The organism is Cupriavidus basilensis (assembly GCF_000832305.1).
In the GTDB taxonomy this organism is placed as follows: Bacteria; Pseudomonadota; Gammaproteobacteria; order Burkholderiales; family Burkholderiaceae; genus Cupriavidus; species Cupriavidus basilensis_F.
Genome location: NZ_CP010536.1, coordinates 607,651 through 629,105, shown reverse-complemented (window position 1 = coordinate 629,105; position 21,455 = coordinate 607,651). Strand labels below are relative to the sequence as shown.

General features: G+C 66.8%; 20 protein-coding genes. 15 read left to right on the top strand and 5 right to left on the bottom strand.

All coding sequences use genetic code 11. The features are described from left to right. Positions 1-18: 18 nt before the first annotated feature. The 6 genes from glyS to RR42_RS02795 all read left to right on the top strand — a co-directional run bounded on the left by glyS (position 19) and on the right by RR42_RS02795 (position 5,844). Positions 19-2,151 carry a glycine--tRNA ligase subunit beta gene (glyS, locus tag RR42_RS02820; RefSeq protein ID WP_043343773.1) on the top strand — a complete coding sequence of 711 codons (2,133 nt, stop codon included), beginning with the start codon at positions 19-21 and terminating at the stop codon, positions 2,149-2,151. A 29-nt stretch (positions 2,152-2,180) separates the two neighbouring features. Continuing rightward, positions 2,181-2,759 carry a D-glycero-beta-D-manno-heptose 1,7-bisphosphate 7-phosphatase gene (gene gmhB, locus RR42_RS02815; RefSeq protein ID WP_043343769.1) on the top strand — a complete coding sequence of 193 codons (579 nt, stop codon included), beginning with the start codon at positions 2,181-2,183 and terminating at the stop codon, positions 2,757-2,759. Between the two features lie 17 nt (positions 2,760-2,776). Next, positions 2,777-3,529, top strand: a complete 753-nt coding sequence (locus RR42_RS02810) for a lysophospholipid acyltransferase family protein (protein WP_043343766.1) — start codon at positions 2,777-2,779, stop codon at positions 3,527-3,529. Continuing rightward, positions 3,526-4,410: a M48 family metallopeptidase gene (locus RR42_RS02805; protein ID WP_043343764.1), complete on the top strand. Its 885-nt coding sequence runs from the start codon at positions 3,526-3,528 to the stop codon at positions 4,408-4,410. The genes RR42_RS02810 and RR42_RS02805 overlap by 4 nt, the downstream gene beginning before the upstream one ends. 116 nt (positions 4,411-4,526) lie before the next feature. After that, on the top strand, positions 4,527-4,934 hold the full coding sequence (gene gloA / locus RR42_RS02800; protein WP_006162781.1) for a lactoylglutathione lyase: 408 nt from the start codon (positions 4,527-4,529) through the stop codon (positions 4,932-4,934). 55 nt (positions 4,935-4,989) lie between these two features. After that, complete coding sequence (locus tag RR42_RS02795; protein ID WP_052494739.1) at positions 4,990-5,844, top strand: DMT family transporter; 855 nt, start codon at positions 4,990-4,992, stop codon at positions 5,842-5,844. Between the two features lie 766 nt (positions 5,845-6,610). Here the strand turns inward: RR42_RS02795 and trpS are convergent. From trpS to RR42_RS02770, 5 genes are all read right to left on the bottom strand, one after another. Next, positions 6,611-7,633, bottom strand: coding sequence for a tryptophan--tRNA ligase (trpS, locus tag RR42_RS02790; RefSeq protein WP_043343760.1), 1,023 nt, complete (start codon positions 7,631-7,633; stop codon positions 6,611-6,613). A 158-nt stretch (positions 7,634-7,791) separates the two neighbouring features. After that, positions 7,792-8,613, bottom strand: a complete 822-nt coding sequence (rsmA, locus tag RR42_RS02785) for a 16S rRNA (adenine(1518)-N(6)/adenine(1519)-N(6))-dimethyltransferase RsmA (RefSeq protein WP_043343757.1) — start codon at positions 8,611-8,613, stop codon at positions 7,792-7,794. 20 nt (positions 8,614-8,633) lie between these two features. Further along, positions 8,634-9,683, bottom strand: a complete 1,050-nt coding sequence (gene pdxA, locus RR42_RS02780; protein WP_043343755.1) for a 4-hydroxythreonine-4-phosphate dehydrogenase PdxA — start codon at positions 9,681-9,683, stop codon at positions 8,634-8,636. A gap of 18 nt (positions 9,684-9,701) precedes the next feature. After that, positions 9,702-11,192 (bottom strand): peptidylprolyl isomerase, encoded by a 1,491-nt coding sequence (locus RR42_RS02775; protein WP_043351242.1) that lies wholly within the window; start codon positions 11,190-11,192, stop codon positions 9,702-9,704. Positions 11,193-11,201: 9 nt separating this feature from the next. Then, positions 11,202-13,610: an LPS-assembly protein LptD gene (locus RR42_RS02770; RefSeq protein ID WP_043343750.1), complete on the bottom strand. Its 2,409-nt coding sequence runs from the start codon at positions 13,608-13,610 to the stop codon at positions 11,202-11,204. Between the two features lie 156 nt (positions 13,611-13,766). Here RR42_RS02770 and RR42_RS02765 point away from each other — a divergent pair, with 156 nt between their 5' ends. From RR42_RS02765 to RR42_RS02725, 9 genes are all read left to right on the top strand, one after another. Then, positions 13,767-14,801, top strand: a complete 1,035-nt coding sequence (locus RR42_RS02765) for an aminoglycoside phosphotransferase family protein (protein WP_043343747.1) — start codon at positions 13,767-13,769, stop codon at positions 14,799-14,801. Between the two features lie 31 nt (positions 14,802-14,832). Next, on the top strand, positions 14,833-15,585 hold the full coding sequence (locus RR42_RS02760; protein WP_043343744.1) for an AzlC family ABC transporter permease: 753 nt from the start codon (positions 14,833-14,835) through the stop codon (positions 15,583-15,585). After that, a complete protein-coding gene (locus RR42_RS02755) occupies positions 15,582-15,920 on the top strand; it encodes an AzlD domain-containing protein (protein ID WP_043343742.1) in 339 nt (112 codons plus the stop codon). Before RR42_RS02760 ends, RR42_RS02755 begins: the two co-directional genes overlap by 4 nt. A gap of 17 nt (positions 15,921-15,937) precedes the next feature. Then, entirely contained in the window at positions 15,938-16,678 is a 741-nt protein-coding gene (gene murU / locus RR42_RS02750) for an N-acetylmuramate alpha-1-phosphate uridylyltransferase MurU (protein ID WP_043343740.1), read from the top strand. An 81-nt stretch (positions 16,679-16,759) separates the two neighbouring features. Beyond that, a complete protein-coding gene (locus tag RR42_RS02745) occupies positions 16,760-18,142 on the top strand; it encodes an aminopeptidase P N-terminal domain-containing protein (RefSeq protein ID WP_043343737.1) in 1,383 nt (460 codons plus the stop codon). After that, complete coding sequence (locus RR42_RS02740; RefSeq protein ID WP_043343732.1) at positions 18,139-18,648, top strand: hypothetical protein; 510 nt, start codon at positions 18,139-18,141, stop codon at positions 18,646-18,648. The genes RR42_RS02745 and RR42_RS02740 overlap by 4 nt, the downstream gene beginning before the upstream one ends. Next, on the top strand, positions 18,629-19,876 hold the full coding sequence (locus tag RR42_RS02735) for a UbiH/UbiF/VisC/COQ6 family ubiquinone biosynthesis hydroxylase (RefSeq protein WP_043343729.1): 1,248 nt from the start codon (positions 18,629-18,631) through the stop codon (positions 19,874-19,876). The genes RR42_RS02740 and RR42_RS02735 overlap by 20 nt, the downstream gene beginning before the upstream one ends. Before the next feature lie 240 nt (positions 19,877-20,116). Beyond that, on the top strand, positions 20,117-21,211 hold the full coding sequence (gene dusB, locus RR42_RS02730; RefSeq protein ID WP_043343725.1) for a tRNA dihydrouridine synthase DusB: 1,095 nt from the start codon (positions 20,117-20,119) through the stop codon (positions 21,209-21,211). Continuing rightward, entirely contained in the window at positions 21,208-21,441 is a 234-nt protein-coding gene (locus tag RR42_RS02725) for a Fis family transcriptional regulator (protein ID WP_006156396.1), read from the top strand. Before dusB ends, RR42_RS02725 begins: the two co-directional genes overlap by 4 nt. The last annotated feature ends 14 nt before the right edge of the window (positions 21,442-21,455 follow it).

The following is a 21,455-nucleotide window of genomic DNA, read 5'->3' as shown; positions in this document are numbered from 1 at the left end:
ACTTGTTGGAAACGATTCATGTCGCAACTCCTGACCGATTCGAACGATACGCTGCTGATCGAACTGCTCACCGAAGAGCTGCCGCCCAAGGCGCTGGCACGCTTGGGCGACGCCTTCGCGCAGGGCCTCTTCGCCGGCCTCTCCGAGCGTGGCTTGGTAGGTGACGGTGCCGCCGTGACCGCGTTCGCCACGCCGCGCCGGCTGGCTGCGCTGGTCACCAAAGTGCGCCGTAACGCGCCAGACCGCGAGCAGCGCGAGAAAGTGCTGCCGCTGACCGTGGCGCTGGACGCCAGCGGCCAGCCCACCGCCCCGCTGGCCAAGAAACTGGCCGCCCTGGCCAAATCGGTGGGCGTCGAGGCAATCGACTGGCAAACCCTGGAACGCGCCTCCGATGGCAAGGCCGAGGCCTTCTTCTACCGCTACACCGCGCGCGGCGCCGAACTGGGCGCGGGGCTGCAGGCAGCGCTGGACGACACCATCGCCAAGCTGCCCATCCCCAAGGTGATGAGCTACCAGCGCCCGGACGGCAGCACGGTGCATTTCGTGCGTCCCGCGCACGGTTTGATCGCACTGCTTGGCACCGAGGTGGTGCCGCTCAGCGTGCTGGGGCTGCAAGCGGGCCGGACCACGCGCGGCCACCGCTTCCTCTCCAGCGGTGAGATCGAGATCGCGCATGCAGGCGAATACGCCGCCGTGCTGGCGTCGCAAGGCCACGTGCTGGCCAGCTACGCGGATCGCCGCGAACGCATCCGCACCGCGCTGCTGGAGCAAGCGGGCGCCGACCAGGTCGTGATGCCCGATGCGCTGCTCGACGAAGTCAACTCACTGGTGGAATGGCCGGTGGTCTATCCTTGCCACTTCGAGGAGGTCTTCCTCGAGGTGCCGCAGGAATGCCTGATCCTGACCATGCAGACCAACCAGAAGTACTTTGCGCTGACCGATGCCGCGGGCCACCTGCGCAACCGTTTCCTGGTGGTTTCCAACCTGGCCACCGATACGCCGGAGTCCATCATCAGCGGCAACGAGCGCGTCGTGCGCCCGCGCCTGGCGGACGCCAAGTTCTTCTTCGACCAGGACCGCAAGAAGACCCTTGCCTCGCGCGTGCCGCAACTGGCCAACGTGGTCTATCACAACAAGATCGGCACGCAGCTTGACCGCGTGCAGCGCCTGCAGCAGATCGCCGGACACATCGCCGACGCGCTGGGCGCAGCCGGCATTGCCGTGGAAAAGGCTGCCGCCATGCGTGGGGCCGAACTCGCCAAGGCCGACCTGCTGACCGACATGGTGGGCGAATTCCCGGAACTGCAAGGCACCATGGGCACGTACTACGCGCGCCACGACGACGAAGCGCAGAGCGTGGCGCTGGCCTGCTCGGAGCACTACCGCCCGCGCTTTGCCGGCGACGCCCTGCCGGGCAGCCCGGTGAGCCTGGCCGTGGCGCTGGCCGACAAGCTGGAAACGCTGGTCGGCATCTGGGGCATCGGCCTGTCGCCCACCGGCGAGAAGGACCCGTTCGCGCTGCGCCGCCACGCGCTGGGCATCCTGCGCATGCTGGTCGAAACCCCGCTGCCGCTGTCGATCGACGCGCTGCTGGAACTCACCCAGCAAGCCTTCGCCGGCATTGCCGCGGTCAAGCCGGCGCAAGCCGCGATTGCCGATTTCCTGTACGACCGCCTGCGCGGCTACCTGAAGGACAAGGGCTACACCACCCATGAGGTCGAAGCCGTGGTGAGCCTGCGCCCGCAGCGCCTGGACGATATCCTGGCCCGCCTGGAAGCGGTGCGTACCTTTGCCGCCCTGCCCCAGGCCGAGGCGCTGGCCGCAGCCAACAAGCGCATCACCAACATCCTGCGCAAGAACACCGAGCCCGTGGGTACGGTGCAGCCGGCCCTGCTCCAGGAAGCCGCCGAAAGCGCGCTGCACAAGGCGGTGGAAAGCGTGCGTCCGCAAGTGGATGCCGCCTTCGCCAATGGCGACTTCGCCACCGCGCTGCGCGACCTGGCGCAGCTGCGCGAAGCGGTCGACCAGTTCTTCAACGATGTCATGGTGATGGCCGAAGACCCGCAACTGCGCGCCAACCGGCTCGCGCTGCTGGCCTCGCTGCATGTGCTGGCCAATCGCGTGGCCGACATCTCCAAGCTGGCCGCGTAAGCGGCCCGGCACCACAACCGGAAGCCATCATGCCGCAGACACCGCCCAAGCTTGTCGTGCTCGATCGCGACGGGGTCGTCAACCTCGACAGCGACCAGTTCATCAAGACGCCGGACGAATGGATCCCCATCGATGGAAGCCTGGAAGCAATCGCGGCGCTCAACCAGGCCGGCTATCGCGTGGTGATCGTCAGCAACCAGTCCGGCATCGGCCGCGGCCTGTTCGAGATGAGCGCGCTCAACGCCATGCACGAGAAGATGCACAAGGCGCTGGCCAACCTGGGCGGGCGCGTCGACGCGGTCTTCTTCTGCCCGCATACGGCGGCGGATGGCTGCGATTGCCGCAAACCCAAGCCCGGCATGCTTGAGCAGCTGGCTGAGCGCTTCGGCGTCGAGCTCAAGGGCGTGCCGCTGGTGGGCGACTCCCTGCGCGACCTCGAAGCCGGGCTGGCGGTAGGCTGCGCCCCGCACCTGGTGCTGACCGGCAAAGGCCCCAAGACCGAGAAAAAGGGCGGCCTGCCGCCCGGCACGCTGATCCACGACGACCTGCGCGCCTTTGCGCGCTGGCTGCTCACCGGCGATGGCGCTCCGCGCCAGGCCGGTTCCTGAACCCAACTCCCGCACCGATGATTTTTCTCCGCTCCTTGCTGTTCGCGTTGTTCCTCCTGGTACTGACGCCGCCCTATGCCTGCGCGTGCTTCATCGTCTTTCCGTTCATGAACGCCGACCGCCGCTACCGCTTCGTGCGCGGCTGGCCGCGGCTGGTGACCGGTGCGGCCGCGCTGATCTGCGGCATCCGCTACCGCTATGAAGGCCGCGAGCATTTCGATGCCATGCTCGACAAGCCGGTGGTGGTGCTGTCCAAGCACCAGTCGGCGTGGGAAACCGTGGCCTACCTGGCCACCATGCCCAAGCCGATGTGCTTCGTGTTCAAGCGCGAACTGCTGATGGTGCCCTTTTTCGGCTGGGCGCTGGGCATGCTCAAGATGGTGCACATCAACCGCAAGGAAGGCACCCGTGCCTTCGCCTCAGCGGTGCGCCAGGGCCGCGAGCGGCTGGCCGAAGGCGCCTGGATCATCATGTTCCCGGAAGGCACGCGCACCCCGTCGGGCCTGGAGAAAACACGCTACAAGAGTGGCGGCGCACGCCTTGCGGTGGAGACCGGCGCATGGGTAATCCCGATGGCGGTCAACTCCGGCCGCCTGTGGCCACGCAACTCGTTCCTCAAGTACCCGGGCCTGATCACGGTCTCCGTCGGCGCGCCGATTTCTTCGGCCAACAAGACGGCCGACCAGGTCAATCAAGAGGTTGAGGCGTGGATCGAACAAGATATGCGTAGAATCGACGCCGAGAGCTACCGGAGCAGAACGCCCGCATGAAATTGCTGCGCCCGACCCCCGACTCCCCCGGTTCCCAGATGGAGCTGCCGCTGTCCGACGCCCTCGCAGGCGAGGACAGGGGGCCAGGCATGGTGCCAGGCGGGTTGGCGCCGGCGCAGCCCAACTCCCCGGCGGCGCAGCCCTGGCCCCAGCCGCAGCCCAATGCACGACGGCTGCTGGTGGGCGAGCGCGCCGTGCACTACACGCTCAAGCGCTCGTCGCGCCGTACCATCGGCTTCACCGTGGACGACCGCGGCCTGTCCATCACGGCACCGCGCTGGGTCACGCTGACCGACATCGAGTCGGCCATTCTGGAAAAACAGCGCTGGATCTTCAACAAGCTGGGCGAATGGCAGCACCGCGAAGCCCGCCGCGTGCTGCCCACCGTGCAATGGCGCGACGGCGCCAGCCTGCCCTTCCTGGGCAAGCCAATCACGCTGCAGCTGGAGTCTCCCGCCGGCGTGCTGCTGTTCGATGCCCAGGCCTGCATCCTGCATCTCGCGCTGCCCGTGCATGCCGACGAGCAGCAGATCAAGGATCGCGTGCAAGGCTGGCTGCAACACCAGGCACGACGCCTGCTGGCACAGCGGCTCGATATCTACGCGGAAAAGCTCGGCGTGCGGCATAGCGCGTTTGCGCTGACCTCCGCCGCCACGCGCTGGGGCAGTTGCACCGCCGACGGCAAGATCCGCCTGAACTGGCGTTTGATGCATTTTCCGCTGTCGATGATCGACTACGTGGCCGCCCACGAGCTGGCGCATCTCAAGGAGATGAACCACAGCCCGAGGTTCTGGGATACGGTGGCATCGATCTTTCCGGAGTTCCGTGATGCCCGCGCGCAATTGCGGGCCCACCCACCCGAGTTGCTGCCCACGTTCTAGGCTGGGCCCTTGATTTAAAACGGGAAAATGGCACACCTGTGCCAAGGCAAACCTATTGCTTCCATCCCGTTTAGAATAATCGACCTATCCCAAGACAATATCAGGCCTGTCCCAAAATGCGACTCCTCCACACCATGCTCCGCGTCGGCGACCTGCAACGCTCGATCGACTTCTACACCCGCATCCTCGGCATGCAGCTGCTGCGCGAGAGCGACAACACCGAATACAAATATCGCCTCGCCTTCGTCGGCTACGGCCCGGAATCCGAAACCGCCGTGCTCGAGCTGACCTATAACTACGGCGTGGAAAAGTACGAGATGGGCACCGCCTACGGCCATATCGCGCTGGAAACCGATAACGCGGCAGCCACGTGCGAGCGCATCCGCGCCGCCGGCGGCAATGTCGTGCGCGAGGCCGGCCCGGTCAAGGGCGGCACCACGGTGATCGCTTTCGTCGAAGACCCGGACGGCTACAAGATCGAGCTGATCGAGCGCAATTCCACGCGCGACGCCAGCCGTCCTTGAGGTGAGCGCGTCGCTGCCAAGCCGGCGCCCGCTCGACGGCACAGCCGTCACGCTGATGGTCATCCTGTGCGTGGCCTGGGGACTGCAGCAAGTGGTCATCAAGGCGACGGCGCCACTGATGGGCGCCGTGCTCCAGGCCGGCGTGCGCTCGGCGGTGGCAGCCGTGCTGGTGTTCGGCTTTGCCGCCTGGCGCCGCACGCCGCTGTGGCAACACGACGGCACGCTGGGCGCCGGGCTGCTGGCTGGCCTGCTGTTCGGCGCCGAGTTCTTCTGCATCTTCGTCGGGCTCGGCCACACCACGGCTTCGCGCATGGCGGTGTTCCTCTACACCGCGCCCATCTTTACCGCACTCGGCCTGCATCTGAGCGTCGCCGGCGAACGCCTGCGGCGCGGGCAATGGTTGGGCGTCGGGCTGGCCTTCTGCGGCATGGCGCTGGCCTTTGCCGATGGCATCGCCACGCCGGCCGCGCATGGCGGCAGCACGTTGCCGGGCGATGCGCTGGGGATCCTGGCCGGCTTGCTCTGGGCCGCTACCACGGTGGTGGTGCGCGCCAGCCGGCTGGCTTCGGCAGCGCCCAGCAAGACGCTGCTCTATCAACTTGCAGTGTCTGCGGTGATGCTGCTGTCCATGGCGCTTGCAGCCGGGCAGCATCTGCATGCGCGCGTCGACGGCTTGGTGGTGGCCAGCCTGTTCTACCAGTCGGTGCTGATTGCGTTCGCCAGCTACCTGACGTGGTTCTGGCTACTGCGGCAGTACCTGGCTTCGCGCTTGTCGGTGTTTTCGTTTTTGACGCCGCTGTTCGGGGTGGCGTTTGGCGTGGTGCTGATGCATGACGCCGTGGGCATGCGGTTTGCGATTGCCGCGGTGCTGGTGTTGGGGGGGATTGTTTTGGTGAATCGGCGGGAGTAAAGGGGCTGGGTGGGGAGGTGGCTGCAACTGCAACTGCAAAATCAACTTCAGATTCAAGGGCTTAACTGCAAAATCAACTGCAGTTTCACCACCCCTGCGGGGCGGCGACCTACTTTTTTGTCTTGCCAAAAAAGTAGGCAAAAAAGGCGTGCCGGATGGGGCGACACCCCCTCGGGATTTCACGAAAAGAGCGGCCGGGACCCAAACTCGCATCGCCTTAAGGCGATACTCAGACATGGGTCCCTCTTTTCCGCTCTTTTCGTGAAATCCCGAGGCGCCCCATACGGCCTGGGTGAACCTACACGGCTCGCTGCGCATCGCGCAGGGGTGTTTCCCGCCCCCAGGCGGGAAACACGGCCGATCCAGTGGGAGAGCGATGTCATCAAATCACCATGCGGTGTAGCCGTGATTGCCGCCCCCAGGCGGCAATCACCCGAGCGCGATGCGCAGCGAGCCGTCGGGGTTTTCATCTCCCGTTATGGGGCGCCTCGGCGGAAGGCAAAAGGAGCGGAAACGAGGGGGCCATGTCTGAGCATCGCCTTAAGGCGATGTGAGTTTGGCCCCCGGCCGCTCTTTTTGTCTTCCGACGAGGAGTCTTTCGCCCCATCCGGGTCGCTTCTTTGCCTACTTTCTTGGCGAGACAAGAAAGTAGGTCGCCTCCCCGCAGGGGAGGTGAAACTGCCTTTGACTTTCAGCCTTTGACCTTGACGTTAAGCCGCTAAAGTTGAAGTTGAAGTTGAAGCTGCAGCCCCCACCAAACCCAACCTCAAAACCTAAACATCCCCAACGCCTCCCGCACTTCATCCAACGTAGCCTGCGTCACCAACCGTGCCTGCTCCGTCCCCTGCTTCAAAATGTCAAACACAGAGGCGGGATCCTTGGCCAGCTCCTCGCGCCGCTCGCGAATCGGCGCCAGCAGCCCTTGCAGCACGCCATCGAGCCTGCGCTTGAGCACCATGTCACCCAAGCCGCCGCGCCGATAGTGCTCCTTCAACTCGGCCACTTCCTCGACCGCTTCGTCGAACGCGTCGAGGTAGGTAAACACCACATTGCCCTCCACCTGGCCCGGATCGGACACCTTGAGGTGGTTGGCGTCGGTGTACATGCGCATGACCGCTTCCTTGACCTGCTCGGGCGAGGCTGCCAGCGAAATCGCGTTGCCTTGCGACTTGCTCATCTTGGCCTTGCCGTCGACGCCGGGCAGCCGGCCAAAGCGCGGGATCAGCGCGGCGGCTTCCGGCAGCACTTCGCGGCCAACCTGATGGTTGATGCGGCGCGCGATCTCGTTGGTCTGCTCGATCAGGGGAGCCTGGTCCTCGCCGACCGGCACCACGGTGGCCTTGAAGCCGGTGATGTCGGCAGCTTGCGAAGCCGGGTAGCACAGGAATCCCGCCGGGATATCGCGGCCGAAGCCGCGCGCCTGGATCTCTTCCTTGATGGTCGGGTTGCGCTCGAGCCGGGCGACCGTGACGAAGTTCAGGTACATCAGGGTCAGCTCGGCCAGCGCGGGCAGGTGCGACTGCACCGTGATGGTGGTCTTGGCCGGGTCGATGCCGACCGCGAGGTAGTCGAGCGCCACTTCCAGCACGTTGCGCCGCACCTTGTCCGGATCGTGCGCGTTGTCGGTCATGGCCTGGGTGTCGGCCAGCAGCAGATATTGCTTGTGGGTATCCTGCAGCGCCACGCGGCTCTTGAGCGAGCCAACGTAGTGGCCCAGGTGAAGCTGGCCGGTGGGACGGTCGCCGGTGAGGATGACCTTGCGCTGGGGCGCCTGCGTTTCGCTAGTCATGGCATTTCCTTGGGTAAGAGAAGCGCCTCGGGGCCGGTCAGCGCAGACAGATCGCTGCCAACCGGGCTGCGGCGGCTGGAGTCGGAATCAGGGGATGACGACGTGCCGCTGCGCTCAGCAGCGCCACCAATGGGAACGAGAGCCGGTCGTGCGCATCATCATGTAGCCGGGGTTTCAAGCTGGCGCGCCAGGCCGACGTACTCGGCCACGGGGACTTCCTCGGCGCGCCGCGCCAGGTCGAAGCCAAGCGCTTCAAAATCGACCTGGTCGCGCAGCATCGACAGTGTATTGCGCAGGACCTTGCGCCGCTGCGAGAACGCCGCGGCCACCACGTCGCCAAGCACCGTCAGGTTGCACGCGGGATACGGAGAGCGCAACTGGCCATCGGGCTGGCGTGGCCAGGGGATCATGCGCACCACGGCGGAGTCGACCTTGGGCGGAGGGTTGAACGAGGCCGGCGGCACATCGAGCACATGCTCCATGTGATAGCGCACCTGCAGCATGATCGACAGCCGCCCGAAGGCCTTGCTGCCCGGCTCAGCCACCATGCGCTCGACCACTTCCTTTTGCAGCATGAAGTGCTGGTCGCGCACCTGGTCGGCAAACTCGGCCAGGTGGAACAGCAGCGGGCTGGAGATGTTGTAGGGCAGGTTGCCGACGATGCGCAGCGGCTTGCCGGCTTCGCACAGCTTGCCGAAATCGAAGGCCAGCGCGTCGCCGGCGTGGATCAGCAGCCGTTCGCCGTAGCGGCGGCGCAGGCGCTCTACCAGGTCGCGATCAAGCTCGACCACCTGCATCTGCGGCAAGCGCTCCAGCAGCGGCTGGGTCAGCGCGCCGAGACCGGGGCCGATTTCGACCAGGGTGTCGCCGTGCTGCGGGTCGATGGCACTGACGATGCCGTGGATGATGCCGTCATCGACCAGGAAGTTCTGTCCGAATCGTTTGCGGGCCACATGGCCCTGGTGTACGTTGGAACGCATAGTTAGGTCTCGCTCGGGCGTCAGCGTGTTGCTACCAGCGGCGCGGCGCGCGGCCGACCGTTGGCGTGGCCGGCCATGGCGATGGCGTTGCGGATCGCCTCGATCATGCTGCCGTGCTCGGCCTGGCCACTTGCGGCCAGGTCGAGCGCAGTGCCATGGTCAACCGAGGTGCGGATAAAAGGCAGCCCCAGCGTGATGTTCACGCCGTGGCCAAATGTGCCGTACTTGAGCGGGGCCAGGCCCTGGTCGTGGTACATCGCCAGCACGCAGTCAGCCCCATCGAGATGGCGGGGCTGGAACAGCGTGTCGGCCGGGTACGGGCCGCGGGCATCGATGCCCGCGTCCACGGCATGGGCCAGCGCGGGAATGATCACATCGATCTCCTCACGGCCCATATGGCCGCTTTCGCCGGCATGCGGGTTCAGGCCGGTCACCAGGATACGCGGCCGGGCGATACCGAAATGCCGGCGCAGGTCGTGGTCGACAATGGCCAGCGTTTCTTCCAGCATCGACACGGTCAGCGCATCGGGCACCGCACGCAATGGCAGGTGGGTGGTGGCCAGCGCCACGCGCAGCATGGCGTTGCCATGCGCGGGCTGCGGGCCAGCCAGCATCATCACTACGCGCGGCACGCCGGCGCGCTCGGCCAGGTATTCGGTGTGCCCGGTAAAGGACACGCCGGCATCGTTGATGGTGCTCTTCTGCACGGGCGCGGTCACCATGCCGGCAAAACGCCGCGTGCCGCTGGTCCCGCCCATGCAGCCATCGATGGCGGCATCGAGCAAGGCAAGCACATAGCCGCCATTGCGCGCGTCCAGCCGGCCAGCATCGCAAGGCACGGCCAGAGGGATGTCGTCGCACACCACGCTGCCATCCGCAAGCCGGTGCGCCCAGGCTTGCGCGACACCCAGCGCGGCGGCGCGCGCCGCTAGCAGGCCCGCGTCGCCAAGTACGTGAAAACGCACCTGCGGATGCTCGCCGGCAAGTTGCAGCAAGGCGCCGACAGTGATGTCGGGGCCAATGCCGGCGGGTTCCCCGGTGGTGATGGCTAGCGCGAGCGGCTCGGACATGGTGGCGATGCGTTCCGGTTAGCGCTGGCGGTTGACGCGGTATTCCACGTAGGCGGCCTGGCGCAACTGGCGCTGCCAGTCTTCATACGCCGCGCGCGCCTTCTGCTCGCGAATCTCCGCGCGGGCAAAGTCGCGCTGCTTCTCCGGCGTGATCTCGGTCTCGCGGCGATTGAGCACCTGGATCAGATGCACGCCGAACTGCGTGACGATGGGCTCGGACACCTCGCCCGGGCGCAGGCGGCTCATGGCCTGCTCGAACTCCGGCACCAGCTCGCCCGGCGATACCCAGCCGAGATCGCCGCCGTTCTGCGCCGACCCATCCTGGGAGAAGCGCTTGGCCGCGTCGGCAAAGTCGCCGCCGTGGGTGATCCGGTCGCGCAGCGTGGCCAACTGGCGGCGTGCCTCGGCCTCCGGCATGTTGGGGCCGGTGCGGATCAGGATATGGCGCACCTGGGTCTGCGTGATGCGATCGCTGGCCGCCGGGTTCGACGCTGCCGGCGGCGCGGTGCGCTTGGCCACCAGCTTGAGCACATGGAAACCGTTGGCGCTCTCGATGACCTGGGGCGCCACGCCACCAGGCTGCAGGTCAAGCACGGCATTGGCAAACAGCGCCGGCAGCCGACCGATTTCACGGAAGCCGAGCGCGCCTCCCTGAGCGGCCTCGGGGCCGTCGGAGCCCAGCGCCAGCTGGGCGAAATCCGCGCCGCCCTGGGCTTGCTTGAGCAGGCCTTCGGCCTTGGCGCGCAAGGTGGCCTTCTGCGCTTCGGAGGCATCCTCAGGCACGCGCACCAGTATCTGGGCGACGTTGAATTCGGTGGGGCCGCTGTCGGCGGCACCCTGCCCGCCATGGGCGGCGAGATAGTTGTCGATCTCGCCGTCATGGACCTGGATCTTGGAATCGACTTCGCGCTCGCGCAGGCGGATCACCTGGACCTGCTTGCGCAGCTCGTCACGGTACTTGGTCCAGGTCATGCCGCTGCGCTCGACCTGGCTGCGCAAGTCGGTCGCATTGATGTGGTTTTGCTGCGCGACCGACTCGATGGCGCGATCGACTTCCTGGTCGGTCACCTTGATGCCCGCATCTTGCGCCGCCTGCGTCTGCACCCGCTCCATCACCAGCCGCTCGAGCACTTCGCCCAGCAGGTCGGCGCGCGCCGGCACCGGCCGGTTGGCCTGGCGCAGCTGCGATTCGATCTCGTCGGCGCGGTCCAGCAACTCGCGCCGCGTGATCACGCTGTTGTTGACGATCGCCACCACCTCGTCCACCAGTTGCGAGCGCTGGGCGCTCGTGCCCGGCTGCGTCACGCCCAGGCGCGGCTGGCTGGGCGAGGCGGCAGCGCTGTCGCCGGCCTGGGGCAGGAAGATGCCGGTAGCCTTCTGCCCGGGCGCCTTCAGCTGCGCCGAAGCCGGCAGCGCGAAGGCGGCCAGCAGCGCGGTCAACAGCAGGCTTTGCCAGCCGGTCAGGCGGGAAGACATCGAGGGGCGCGCGTTGAATTCTTGACGTTTCATCATGGTCCGTCATTCATAGTGGTCGAGCTGGGATGGGATAACAGGCTTGGCGAGGACGGGCTCATAACCCGGCACGTTCAGCCGCAGCACATCCAGCGGATTGGAACCGATCTTGGACAACCCGCGGAACTCCACCTGGAAGAAGATGCGCCCGGTGTAGCCCTGCGTGGTATTGCGAAAACGCTGGTAGACCACACGGCCAACCCAGCAATCCGCTGCGTATTCGAAGCCGGCCAGCGCGTCCACCAACTGGCTTGCGCTCAGGTCGAACGCGACCCGGCCGATGCCGTAGGTGCGCTGTGTCAGCGGCCACTGGCTCGAAACCTCGAACTGGTCGATGGCGGAATTGTCCGTCACCGAGGTCGGGCGCCGGTACCGATAGCCGATATTCAGCGTCTTGCGCTGCTCCGGCCGCCACGAGAAGGCGATGTTCGAGTAGATCACCCGATCGCTGTCCGGGTTGTACTGCATGCCGGCGTCGAGGTAGTAGCCCTTGAACAGCTGGATGGTCGTCGCTGCCAGCAGGTCGGAATAGCCTGACTTGCCGACCGGGTCTGTACCGCCGATCTGCACGCGCTGGCCAGTCAGGTCGAAACGCTGGGCAATCGTGCCACGGAAGCGCTCAATCCCGCTGCTTGCCTCGATCAGGCGCGTGGTCACGCCCGCTGTCACCTTATTGTTGTCAGCGATACGGTCATAGCCGGTGAACGGGTTCTCGCTGAAGATCTGGCCGTAGCCAAAGTCGGACTGTACGGTGTCGAACAGCGGAAACTGGCTCTGGTCGCGGAATGGCGTGTAGACGTAGAACAGGCGTGGCTCAAGCGTCTGCACGTAGCTGACGCCAAACAGCCGGCTCACGGTCGGCGCATCGCGCTCGAAGGTCATGCCCGAGTCCAGGCTGAGCGTCGGCAGCGTGCGGTTCAGTGTGGTCGGTGTGCCGGTGGCGACCGAGCCGGGTTCCATCTGGTACTGGGTGGCGTTGAACGACACCTTGGGCGTGATGAACCAGCCTGGGCGCACAATCGGATAGCTGACCGAAGACTGGACGAAGAGCCGGTCACCTTCCGGTTGCTGCGTGCCGTCCGTGGTCAGCGGGATACGGAAGCGCGTGAAATCGGTCTCGACTTGCACGTCGAAACCGCCCAGGTCGTACCGCGTATACTTGCCATTAATCTGCGGCACGCGCTCGTAAGAGGGCTGGCTTGGCGTCAGAGTCTGGAACTTCTGCACGCGTGCGAGAAGGGAGAAATCCTGCCAGGCATAGGAAACGCCTGCCTCCTGCGTGTACTGCCTCTGGGTCGCCTGCGTCACCGATCGCGTGAGGTCGTCCGGGTACTGGTTGTCCGAGACCTTATTTACATTAACGTAAGCGGTAAGGCCACGGGCGAGCAACTGGGTATGCTGGACCGAATAAGCCCAGCGATTGGTCTTGGTCTTTTGATCGTCCGGAAGGAACTCGCCGCGCAGGCGGCCGCTATAGCCATCGCCGACGTAGCGAAAGTCGCTGCCTAGTTGCGGCCCGCGCGAACTCAGATAGCGCGGGAAGATCGTTAGATCCCGGTTCGGCGCGATATTGAAGTAATACGGGACCGTGAGGTCCATGCCCGAGCGCGAACTGTAGCCGAACAGCGGCGGTAGCACCCCACTGCGGCGCTCGCTGTTCAAGGGAAAGCTGAACACCGGCGCGGCCATGATCGGCACGTCGAAAAAGCGCAGCACGCCGCCATAGGCGGTGCCCACCTGGCGGTCGCTGTCGATATCGAGCTCACGCGCGCTGAAATACCAGTCCGCGTTGTCCGGCGAACAGGTCGTGTAGGTGGCGCGCTTGATCGTGCTGAGGTTCTTGTCGATGAAATCGATGCGCTCGGCCTTGCCGGAGCCGCCAGTCTGCTGGAAATAGTAGTCCGGCGACAGCATGTAGCCTTCGTTGGCCTCGACCCGCAGCCGGGCTTCCGGCCCGACGGAGAGCGAGCCGTCGCGGGCGACGCGGGCATTGCCATGGACGAAAGCCTCGTCGCTGTCCTGGTCGTAGGTGAGCTTGTCGCCCTTGACCACGCCGCCATTGCGGCGCAGCTCGGCGTTGCCCTCGAGCTCCACGCCACGCTGGTTATAGCCGGTCATGCGATCGCCCGAGACAAAGGTGGGCGGGTTGTCGTCCGGCTCGGCCGTCTTGGTCTTGGCCGTGCCCGGTTCGGCCAGGCGCGGCACCAGCTTGCCGGCTACCGGCGCAGCCTCGGGCACCGCCTCGACGGCCGGCTCGGCCACCGGCAGGTCGGGAATGGCGGAGCTCACGGCCTGCGCGTGCGCGCCCACCGACCAGCCGGCCATCGCCAACACGAGCGGGCGCAACGCGCTGCCGGGGAGTCGTGTCGGTGTCTTGCTAGCCTTCTGGTTCGGTGATCGTCGTTGTTCGGTCATGCGAGCGGGTCATGAGTCAGAGCGGCGGCGGCGGCCCAGCAACCGCCAGCCACCGCCGAAGCAGGCTGTCGGGCTGTGGGAGGCCCGCCTGGGAGCCGCCCCGGGGCCCGGGTCTGGTCGGGTATTATACGGGGCATCCTATTCTCCCTTTCCGGCATGGCAGCACATCCTCTCGACCCGCGTCTCGACCAGCTCAAAGTCTGGGTGTCCGGACTCGGTCCGGCCTGGTCCGTTAACCCCGACTCCTGTACCCCCGCATCGGCTGACGCCAGCTTCCGGCGGTACTTCCGGGCCAGCACCTGCCACCCCGACCATCCGAGCGTGATCGTGATGGATGCGCCTCCCGCGCAGGAGGACTGCCGCCCCTTCATCCATGTCGCGGAACTGTTCGGCGCCGCCGGCGTGACCGTGCCCAAGGTACTGGCGCAGGACCTCGAGCAAGGCTTCCTGCTGCTCAGCGACCTGGGCAACACCACGTATCTGTCCCGGCTGGACGCGGCCAGCGCGCGCGGCCTCTATGGCGATGCCGCCGCCGCGCTCGTGAAGATCCAGCTCGCGACCCGTCCCGGCACCCTGCCCGCCTACGACCGGGCGCTGCTGCAGCGCGAAGTCGACTTGTTCCCGCAGTGGTACGTGGCTCGGCACCTGGGCGTGACACTGACGCCCGACCAGGAATCCGGGCTGGCCGAAGTGATGCAGACGTTGCTGGCCAACAACCTGGCCCAGCCACAGGTGTATGTGCATCGCGACTATCACTCGCGCAACCTGATGGTGCTTGAGGGCGAGGCCAATCCCGGCATCCTGGATTTCCAGGACGCGGTGATCGGTCCCATTACCTATGATGCGGTGTCGCTGTGGCGCGATGCCTATATTGAATGGGACGAGCAGGAGCAGCTCGACTGGCTGATCCGCTACTGGGAGCGCGCGCGCAAGGCCGGGCTGCCGGTGGCGCCCGACTTTGGCGACTTTTACCGGGATTTCGAGTGGATGGGCCTGCAGCGCCACCTCAAGGTGCTCGGCATCTTTGCCCGCCTGTACCATCGCGACGGCAAGGATGGCTACCTGGCCAACCTGCCGCTGGTGCTCAAGTACGCGCGCCAGGTGGCGGGCCGCTACATCGAGCTGCGCAGGCTGGTACGCCTGTTCGACGCCCTCGACGGCGTCGAGCGCCCGGTCGGCTACACGTTCTGATGCCGGCGCAAGCCATGCCGGACGCGCAGCCATGACATCCGGCGCAGACCCCACGGCCACGCTCACCCGCGGCGGCGAGTGGTGGGCAGGCGTGCGGGCGCTGGCGCCGATGCTGCTCGGCGTGGCGCCGTTCGGCCTGATCTATGGCGTGCTGGCGGTCAACGCCGGCATGCCCGCATGGCTGGCCTGCGCCATGAGCGCAATCGTGTTCGGCGGCGCCTCGCAGATGATCCTGACGCAACTGTGGGCGGCGGGCACGCCGGCGGTGCTGATCGCCGTGACGGTCGCCATGGTCAACCTGCGCCATGCGCTGTACTCGGCCACCATGGCCCCGGCTCTGGCGCACCTGCCGGGCCGCTGGAAGGCACTCATCTCCTACCTGCTGACCGACGAGGCCTTCGCCGCCATGACGCGGCGCCTCAGCGACGACGACGAACACAAGCGCTACCGCCACTGGTTCTTCTTTGGCGCCGGCTTCGCGCTGTGGGCCAGCTGGCAGGTCTCGACGCTGGCGGGTGTGCTGGTGGGCGCCCAGATCCCGCGCGACTGGCCGCTCGATTTCTTCCTGCCGCTCACCTTCATCGCCATCATCGTGCCCGGCATCAAGCGCCGCTCGCACGCCGCGGCGGCGCTGGCGGCCACGGCGCTAGCAGTGGCCTGCTACGGCATGCCGCACAAGCTTGGCCTGATGGTCGCGGCGCTGGGCGGAATCGCCGCGGGCATGCTGCTGCTTGGCAAGGACCGCAGGCAGCGCAAGCCGGCCGCGACGGAGCCCGCCGCATGAGCCAGCTGACCCTGCTGCTGGTCTTTATCGGCGCCGGCCTCGCCACCTTCCTGATCCGCCTGTCCTTCATTGCCGTGGAAGGCCGGGTGCGGCTGCCGTCGTGGTTTCGCACCGCGCTGCAGTTCGTGCCGGCGGCCATGCTGTCGGCGTTGATCGCGCCCGACCTGCTGATGCGCGATGGCCACGTCGACATCGGTCCCGGCAATGCGCGCCTGGTAGCCGGGCTTGTGGCCATTGTCATCGCCGCCAGGACGCGCAGCATTGGCTGGACCATCGCTGGCGGCATGGGCACCCTGATCGCGCTGACATACCTGCTGAACCACGCGCTGAAATAAGCGCCGGAGACCCTGCATTGAAAGCCATGATTTTTGCAGCCGGGCGCGGCGAGCGCATGCGCCCGCTGACCGATGCCCACCCCAAGCCGCTGCTGCCGGTGGGCGGCAAGCCGCTGATCGTCTGGAAGATCGAGGCGCTGGCGCGCGCCGGCTTCAAGGACATCGTGATCAACCACGCCTGGCTCGGCGAGCAGATCGAGCAGGCGCTCGGTGATGGCAACCGCTTCGGCGTGCGCCTGGCGTACTCGGCCGAGCCCAGCGCGCTGGAAACCGCCGGCGGCATCGCCCAGGCGTTGCCGCTGCTGTCAGCCGCACCCGAGCGCGGCGAGATCTTCCTGGCGGTGTCCGGCGACATCTTCACCGACTACGACTTCCGCGCCCTGCTGCCTCGCGCGCGCGCCATGGCCGGTGCGCCCGAGCCGCGCATGCACCTGGTCATGGTGCCCAATCCGCCGTTCCATCCGGACGGCGATTTTGCGCTCGGTGCCGACGGCCTGTTGTTGCCCACGCCAACGGCTACGGCGCCGAGCCTGACCTTCGGCAATATCGGCCTGTACGACACCCGGTTGTTCACCGCCATCGAGCCTGGCCAGAAAGTTGCCATGACGCCCTACTACCGCGCCGCCGTGGCAGCCGGGCTGGCCAGCGGCGAGCGCTTCGACGGCGCCTGGGAGAACGTCGGCACGCCGGCCCAGCTGGCGGCCCTCGATGCCACGGTGCTGGCGCGGGCCGGCACCGCTTGCGCACCCCTGCCCTGAGCGGGTCTGGCCAGTCCAGCCCCGCGCCGGCAATCAGGCGGCGTTAGAATCGCCCTATTCCCCATCCACGTGGCCCAACACATGTCCGCACCCGACTCCGCCCTCCTTCTCGCCTGTCGCGACCGGCGCGCCCGCGTGCTGCAGCAATTGCGCGCCGCCGGCGGCGGCGTGGCGATCCTGCCCACCGCGCCGGAAGCCATGCGCAACCGCGATAGCGACTATCCCTATCGCCACGACAGCTATTTCTATTACCTGACTGGCTTCACCGAGCCGGAGGCCGTGCTGGTCCTGGTGGCGCTGGCGGGTGGCGCCGAGCGCAGCATCCTGTTCTGCCGCCCCAAGCACGAAGAGCGCGAGATCTGGGATGGCTTTCGCTATGGCCCGGAAGGCGCGCAGGCGGCCTTCGGCTTCGACGAGGCACATTCGATCGAGGAAATCGACGCCGTGCTGCCCTCGCTGCTGGCCAACCACGCTGTGGTGGCCTACCCGCTGGCCGCCAACACCCGCACCGACATGCAGGTGCGGCGCTGGCTCGAAACGGTGCGCATGCAAGGCCGTGCCGGCGTAACCGCGCCATCGACGGCGATCGATATCCGCACCATCCTCGACGAGATGCGCTTGTTCAAGGATGCCGGCGAGATCGCCACCATGCGCCGCGCCGCCGAGATCTCGGCCCAGGCCCATGTGCGCGCCATGCGCGCTTCGCGCGAAGGCCTGCGCGAATACCACCTGGAAGCCGAGCTGCTCTACGAATTCCGCCGCCACGGTGCGCAGAGCGTCGCCTACAACTCGATCGTCGCCACCGGCCCCAATGCCTGCGTGCTGCACTACCGCGCCGGCCCCGCCGAGCTGCGCGACGGCGACCTGTGCCTGATCGACGCCGGCTGCGAGCTCGATGGCTACGCGTCCGACATCACCCGCACCTTCCCTGTCTCCGGCCGCTTCTCGCCAGCCCAGCGCGAGCTGTACGACCTGGTGGTGGCCGCGCAGGAAGCCGCCATCGCCGAGACCCGCCCCGGCGTGCCCTACAACGTGCCGCACGACGCCGCCACGCGGGTGCTGGCGCAGGGCATGCTTGATACCGGCCTGCTCGACGCGAACCGTTGCGGTAGCCTGGACGAAGTGCTCGCCAGCGGCAGCTACCGCCAGTTCTACATGCACCGTACCGGCCACTGGCTGGGCATGGACGTGCATGACGTGGGCGAGTACCGCGTGCCCGGCGCCGCGCCGGCCGAGGGCGAGCGCGCCTGGCGTCCGCTCGCGCCCGGCATGGTGCTGACGGTGGAGCCCGGCATCTACGTGCGCCCGGCACCGGAAGTGCCGGAGCGCTTCTGGCATATCGGCATCCGCATCGAAGACGATGCGGTTGTCACCGGGGGCGGCTGCGAACTGATGACGCGCGGCGTTCCGGTCAAGGCGGACGACATCGAGGCGCTGATGCGCGACGCGGGAGGTGCGCGATGATCGGTTGGCTACGCAAGATACTTCCGAGCGGCGAGCGCACGCAGACCAGCCGCGCGCGCGCGGTTGATCCCGCGCAACCGTTCGTGATCAACCTCTATGACGACCGCCTGGTCGTGCATCGCCCCGATGGCCAGCGTGAAGAGCTCGAATGGGACGTGATCGAACGCGTGGTGGTGCGGGTCTCGAACCGCGAGCCATGGGCCGGGAAGGCCTGGCTGATCCTGGTGGGAGACGCCAAGGCCGATGGCACGCCCCGGGGCTGCGTGGTACCGCTCGACGCGGCCAATCACGCGGCGCTGGTGGAACGCCTGCAGGCGTTTCCCGGCTTCAACCAGCAGAAGCTGGACAACGCCCTGAGCGACGCGGCGGCGGGCAAGCACCGCACTGACGCCAATTGCTGGAAACGCGGCGCACAGCCGGCGCAGTCCAGCGCCATGAGCAGTGCGGGCAACGACAGCAACCCCGTCGCCCAGCCAGGCAGCGCGCATGAGCCCGGCAAGCACTGACGCCTCTGCGGACATGGATATCGCCATTGTCGGCGCAGGGCCGGTAGGCCTCGCGCTGGCCTGCCTGTTGCTGCGCAAGAGCCCATGGCGCCTGACCTTGATCGACGCCGCCACGCCGGCGCGCGCATCCCGCGATCCGCGCGCCATCGCGCTGTCGTACGGCAGCCGCCAGCTGCTCGAGCAGATCGGCGCGTGGCCTCGCTCTGTCACCCCGATCGAGCATATCCATGTGTCGCAACGCGGGCGGTTCGGCCACGTCAAGCTGCACAGCCACGACTACGACGTACCCGCGCTGGGCTATGTGGTGCGCTACGGCGAGCTGTGCGAGGCGCTCGAGCGCGCGCTGGCCCAGGCCGTCCGGGCCAGCCCCGCCCCAGTTGGCGAACGCCTGGAACGGGTCTACGAGACGCGCATCGATCATCTGGAGCAGTCGGGTCCCGATACGGCCGCAGCCAGCCTGGTGCGCCTCTGCGGCCATGGGCATGACCAGCAGCCCGCCGCCTTCGGCGCGCGCCTGGTGGTGCAGGCCGAAGGCGGCCTGTTCCACCAGCAATCCACCCGCGCGGAGCGTGGCGTGCAGGGGCAAAAATACCGGCGCGACTATGGGCAGACCGCCATCGTGGCCCACGTGGGCTGCTCGCGTCCGCAGCCCGGCTGGGCCTGGGAGCGCTTTACCGAGGAAGGGCCGCTGGCGCTGCTGCCGCATGAAGAACACGGCACGCCCGGCTACGCCCTGGTCTGGTGCTGCCCGCCGGAACAAGCGGCGCGCCGGCTCGCGCTGCCCGACGGGGAGTTCCTTGCTGAACTGGAGCAAGCCTTCGGCCCGCGCATGGGCCGCTTCACCGGCATTGGCAAGCGCCATGCCTTCCCGCTTGGGCTGAACGCGGCGCCCGTCACCGTGGAGGGCCGCGTGGTGGCGGTCGGCAATGCGGCGCAGACGCTACATCCGGTAGCAGGCCAAGGACTCAACCTCGGCCTGCGCGACGCCTTTGCCCTGGCGCTCGCGCTGCGCGCCGACTGCAGCCCACAGGCCTTGCAGGCGTTTGCGGCGCAGCAAAAGCTGGATCGGGCCGTCACCATTGGCGTGACTGACCTGCTGCCGCGGGTGTTTGGCGTTTCCTACCCGCTCGCTGCCCACGCGCGTGGGGCGTCCCTGGCGGCGCTCGCTTGCCTGGGACCGCTCAAGGACACGCTGGCGCGCCAGATGATGTACGGCATGCGCCGCTAAAGGCTGCCAAGGGCCGGCGGCGGCCCAGTTGTCAACATGGTTTGCAATCCGGCCCGGTGCAATATTTGCTCAAATCTTGAGCAACCCGGGTCGTTTGGCGGTAAAATCCTGCCCTCGCACATGTCCACTGAATGACGCCGAGCACTGTTTCGGCAGGGCATGCCATTTTCATTTTTGCCTAGTTGCGGGGCCGCCTTGCGGCCCCTCGTCAGTCGCTACAGTCGCTACACAGTCGCTATCGTGCAAATCGGACCGCACCAACTCCGCAACAACCTGTTCGTCGCGCCCATGGCCGGTGTGACGGACCGGCCATTCCGCCAGCTGTGCAAACGGCTGGGGGCGGGCTATGCGGTGTCCGAAATGGTCGCCTCCAACGCACAGCTGTGGAAGAGCGAAAAGACCATGCGGCGCGCCAACCACACGGGCGAAGTCGAGCCCATCGCGGTGCAGATCGCCGGCGCCGAGCCGGCCATGATGGCGCAGGCCGCGCGCCACAACGTGGAGCGCGGCGCGCAGATCATCGACATCAACATGGGCTGCCCGGCCAAGAAGGTGTGCAATGTGGCCGCCGGCTCGGCGCTGCTGCAAAACGAGCCGCTGGTGCTGCGCATCGTCCAGGCGGTGGTCGCCGCCGTGGCCGAGGTCGATCCGCGCGTGCCTGTCACGCTCAAGATCCGTACCGGCTGGGACCGCCAGAACCGCAATGCGCTTCGCATCGCGCGCATGGTGGAAGACGCCGGCATCAGCATGCTCACCGTGCACGGGCGCACGCGCGCCGACCTGTACAAGGGCGAAGCCGAGTACGAGACCATTGCGGCGGTCAAGGCGGCGCTCTCCATCCCCGTGGTCGCCAATGGCGACGTCACCACGCCGCAAAAAGCCAAGCATGTGCTGGCCGTGACCGGCGCCGACGCCATCATGATCGGCCGCGCGGCGCAGGGCCGGCCCTGGCTGTTCCGCGAGATCGAGCACTACCTGGCCACCGGCGAGCTGCTGCCGTCGCCGGAAGTGGCCGAGATCCGCGCCATCATGAACGCGCACCTGGAAGACCACTACGACTTCTACGGCGAGTTTACCGGCGTGCGCACCGCGCGCAAGCACATTGCCTGGTACACGCGCGGCCTGGCCGGCGCCAACCTGTTCCGCCACCGCATGAACACGCTGGACAGCACCACGGCCCAGCTTGCCGCGGTCAACGAGTTCTTCGATGAGCAGGCGCTGCTGTCCGAGCGCCTGGTCTACGTGGAAGACGGCGCGCACGGCACGGATGACGCCGACGACGAGAAACGCAACAAGTCGAACAACAACAATAACGGGGAGTTGCTTGCCGCATGAGCCGCAACGCTATCGACCAGTGCATCCGGGACAGCCTGGGTGCCTACTTTCGCGACCTGGACGGTGAAGAGCCGTCGAATATGTACAACATGGTGCTCGAAGCCGTGGAACGGCCGCTGCTGGAAGCAGTGATGGCGCGCGCCGAGCGCAACCAGTCGCTCGCGGCCGCCTACCTGGGCATCAATCGCAATACGCTGCGCAAGAAGTTGCAGCAGCACGGTTTACTTTGAAGCGTCTCCCCATA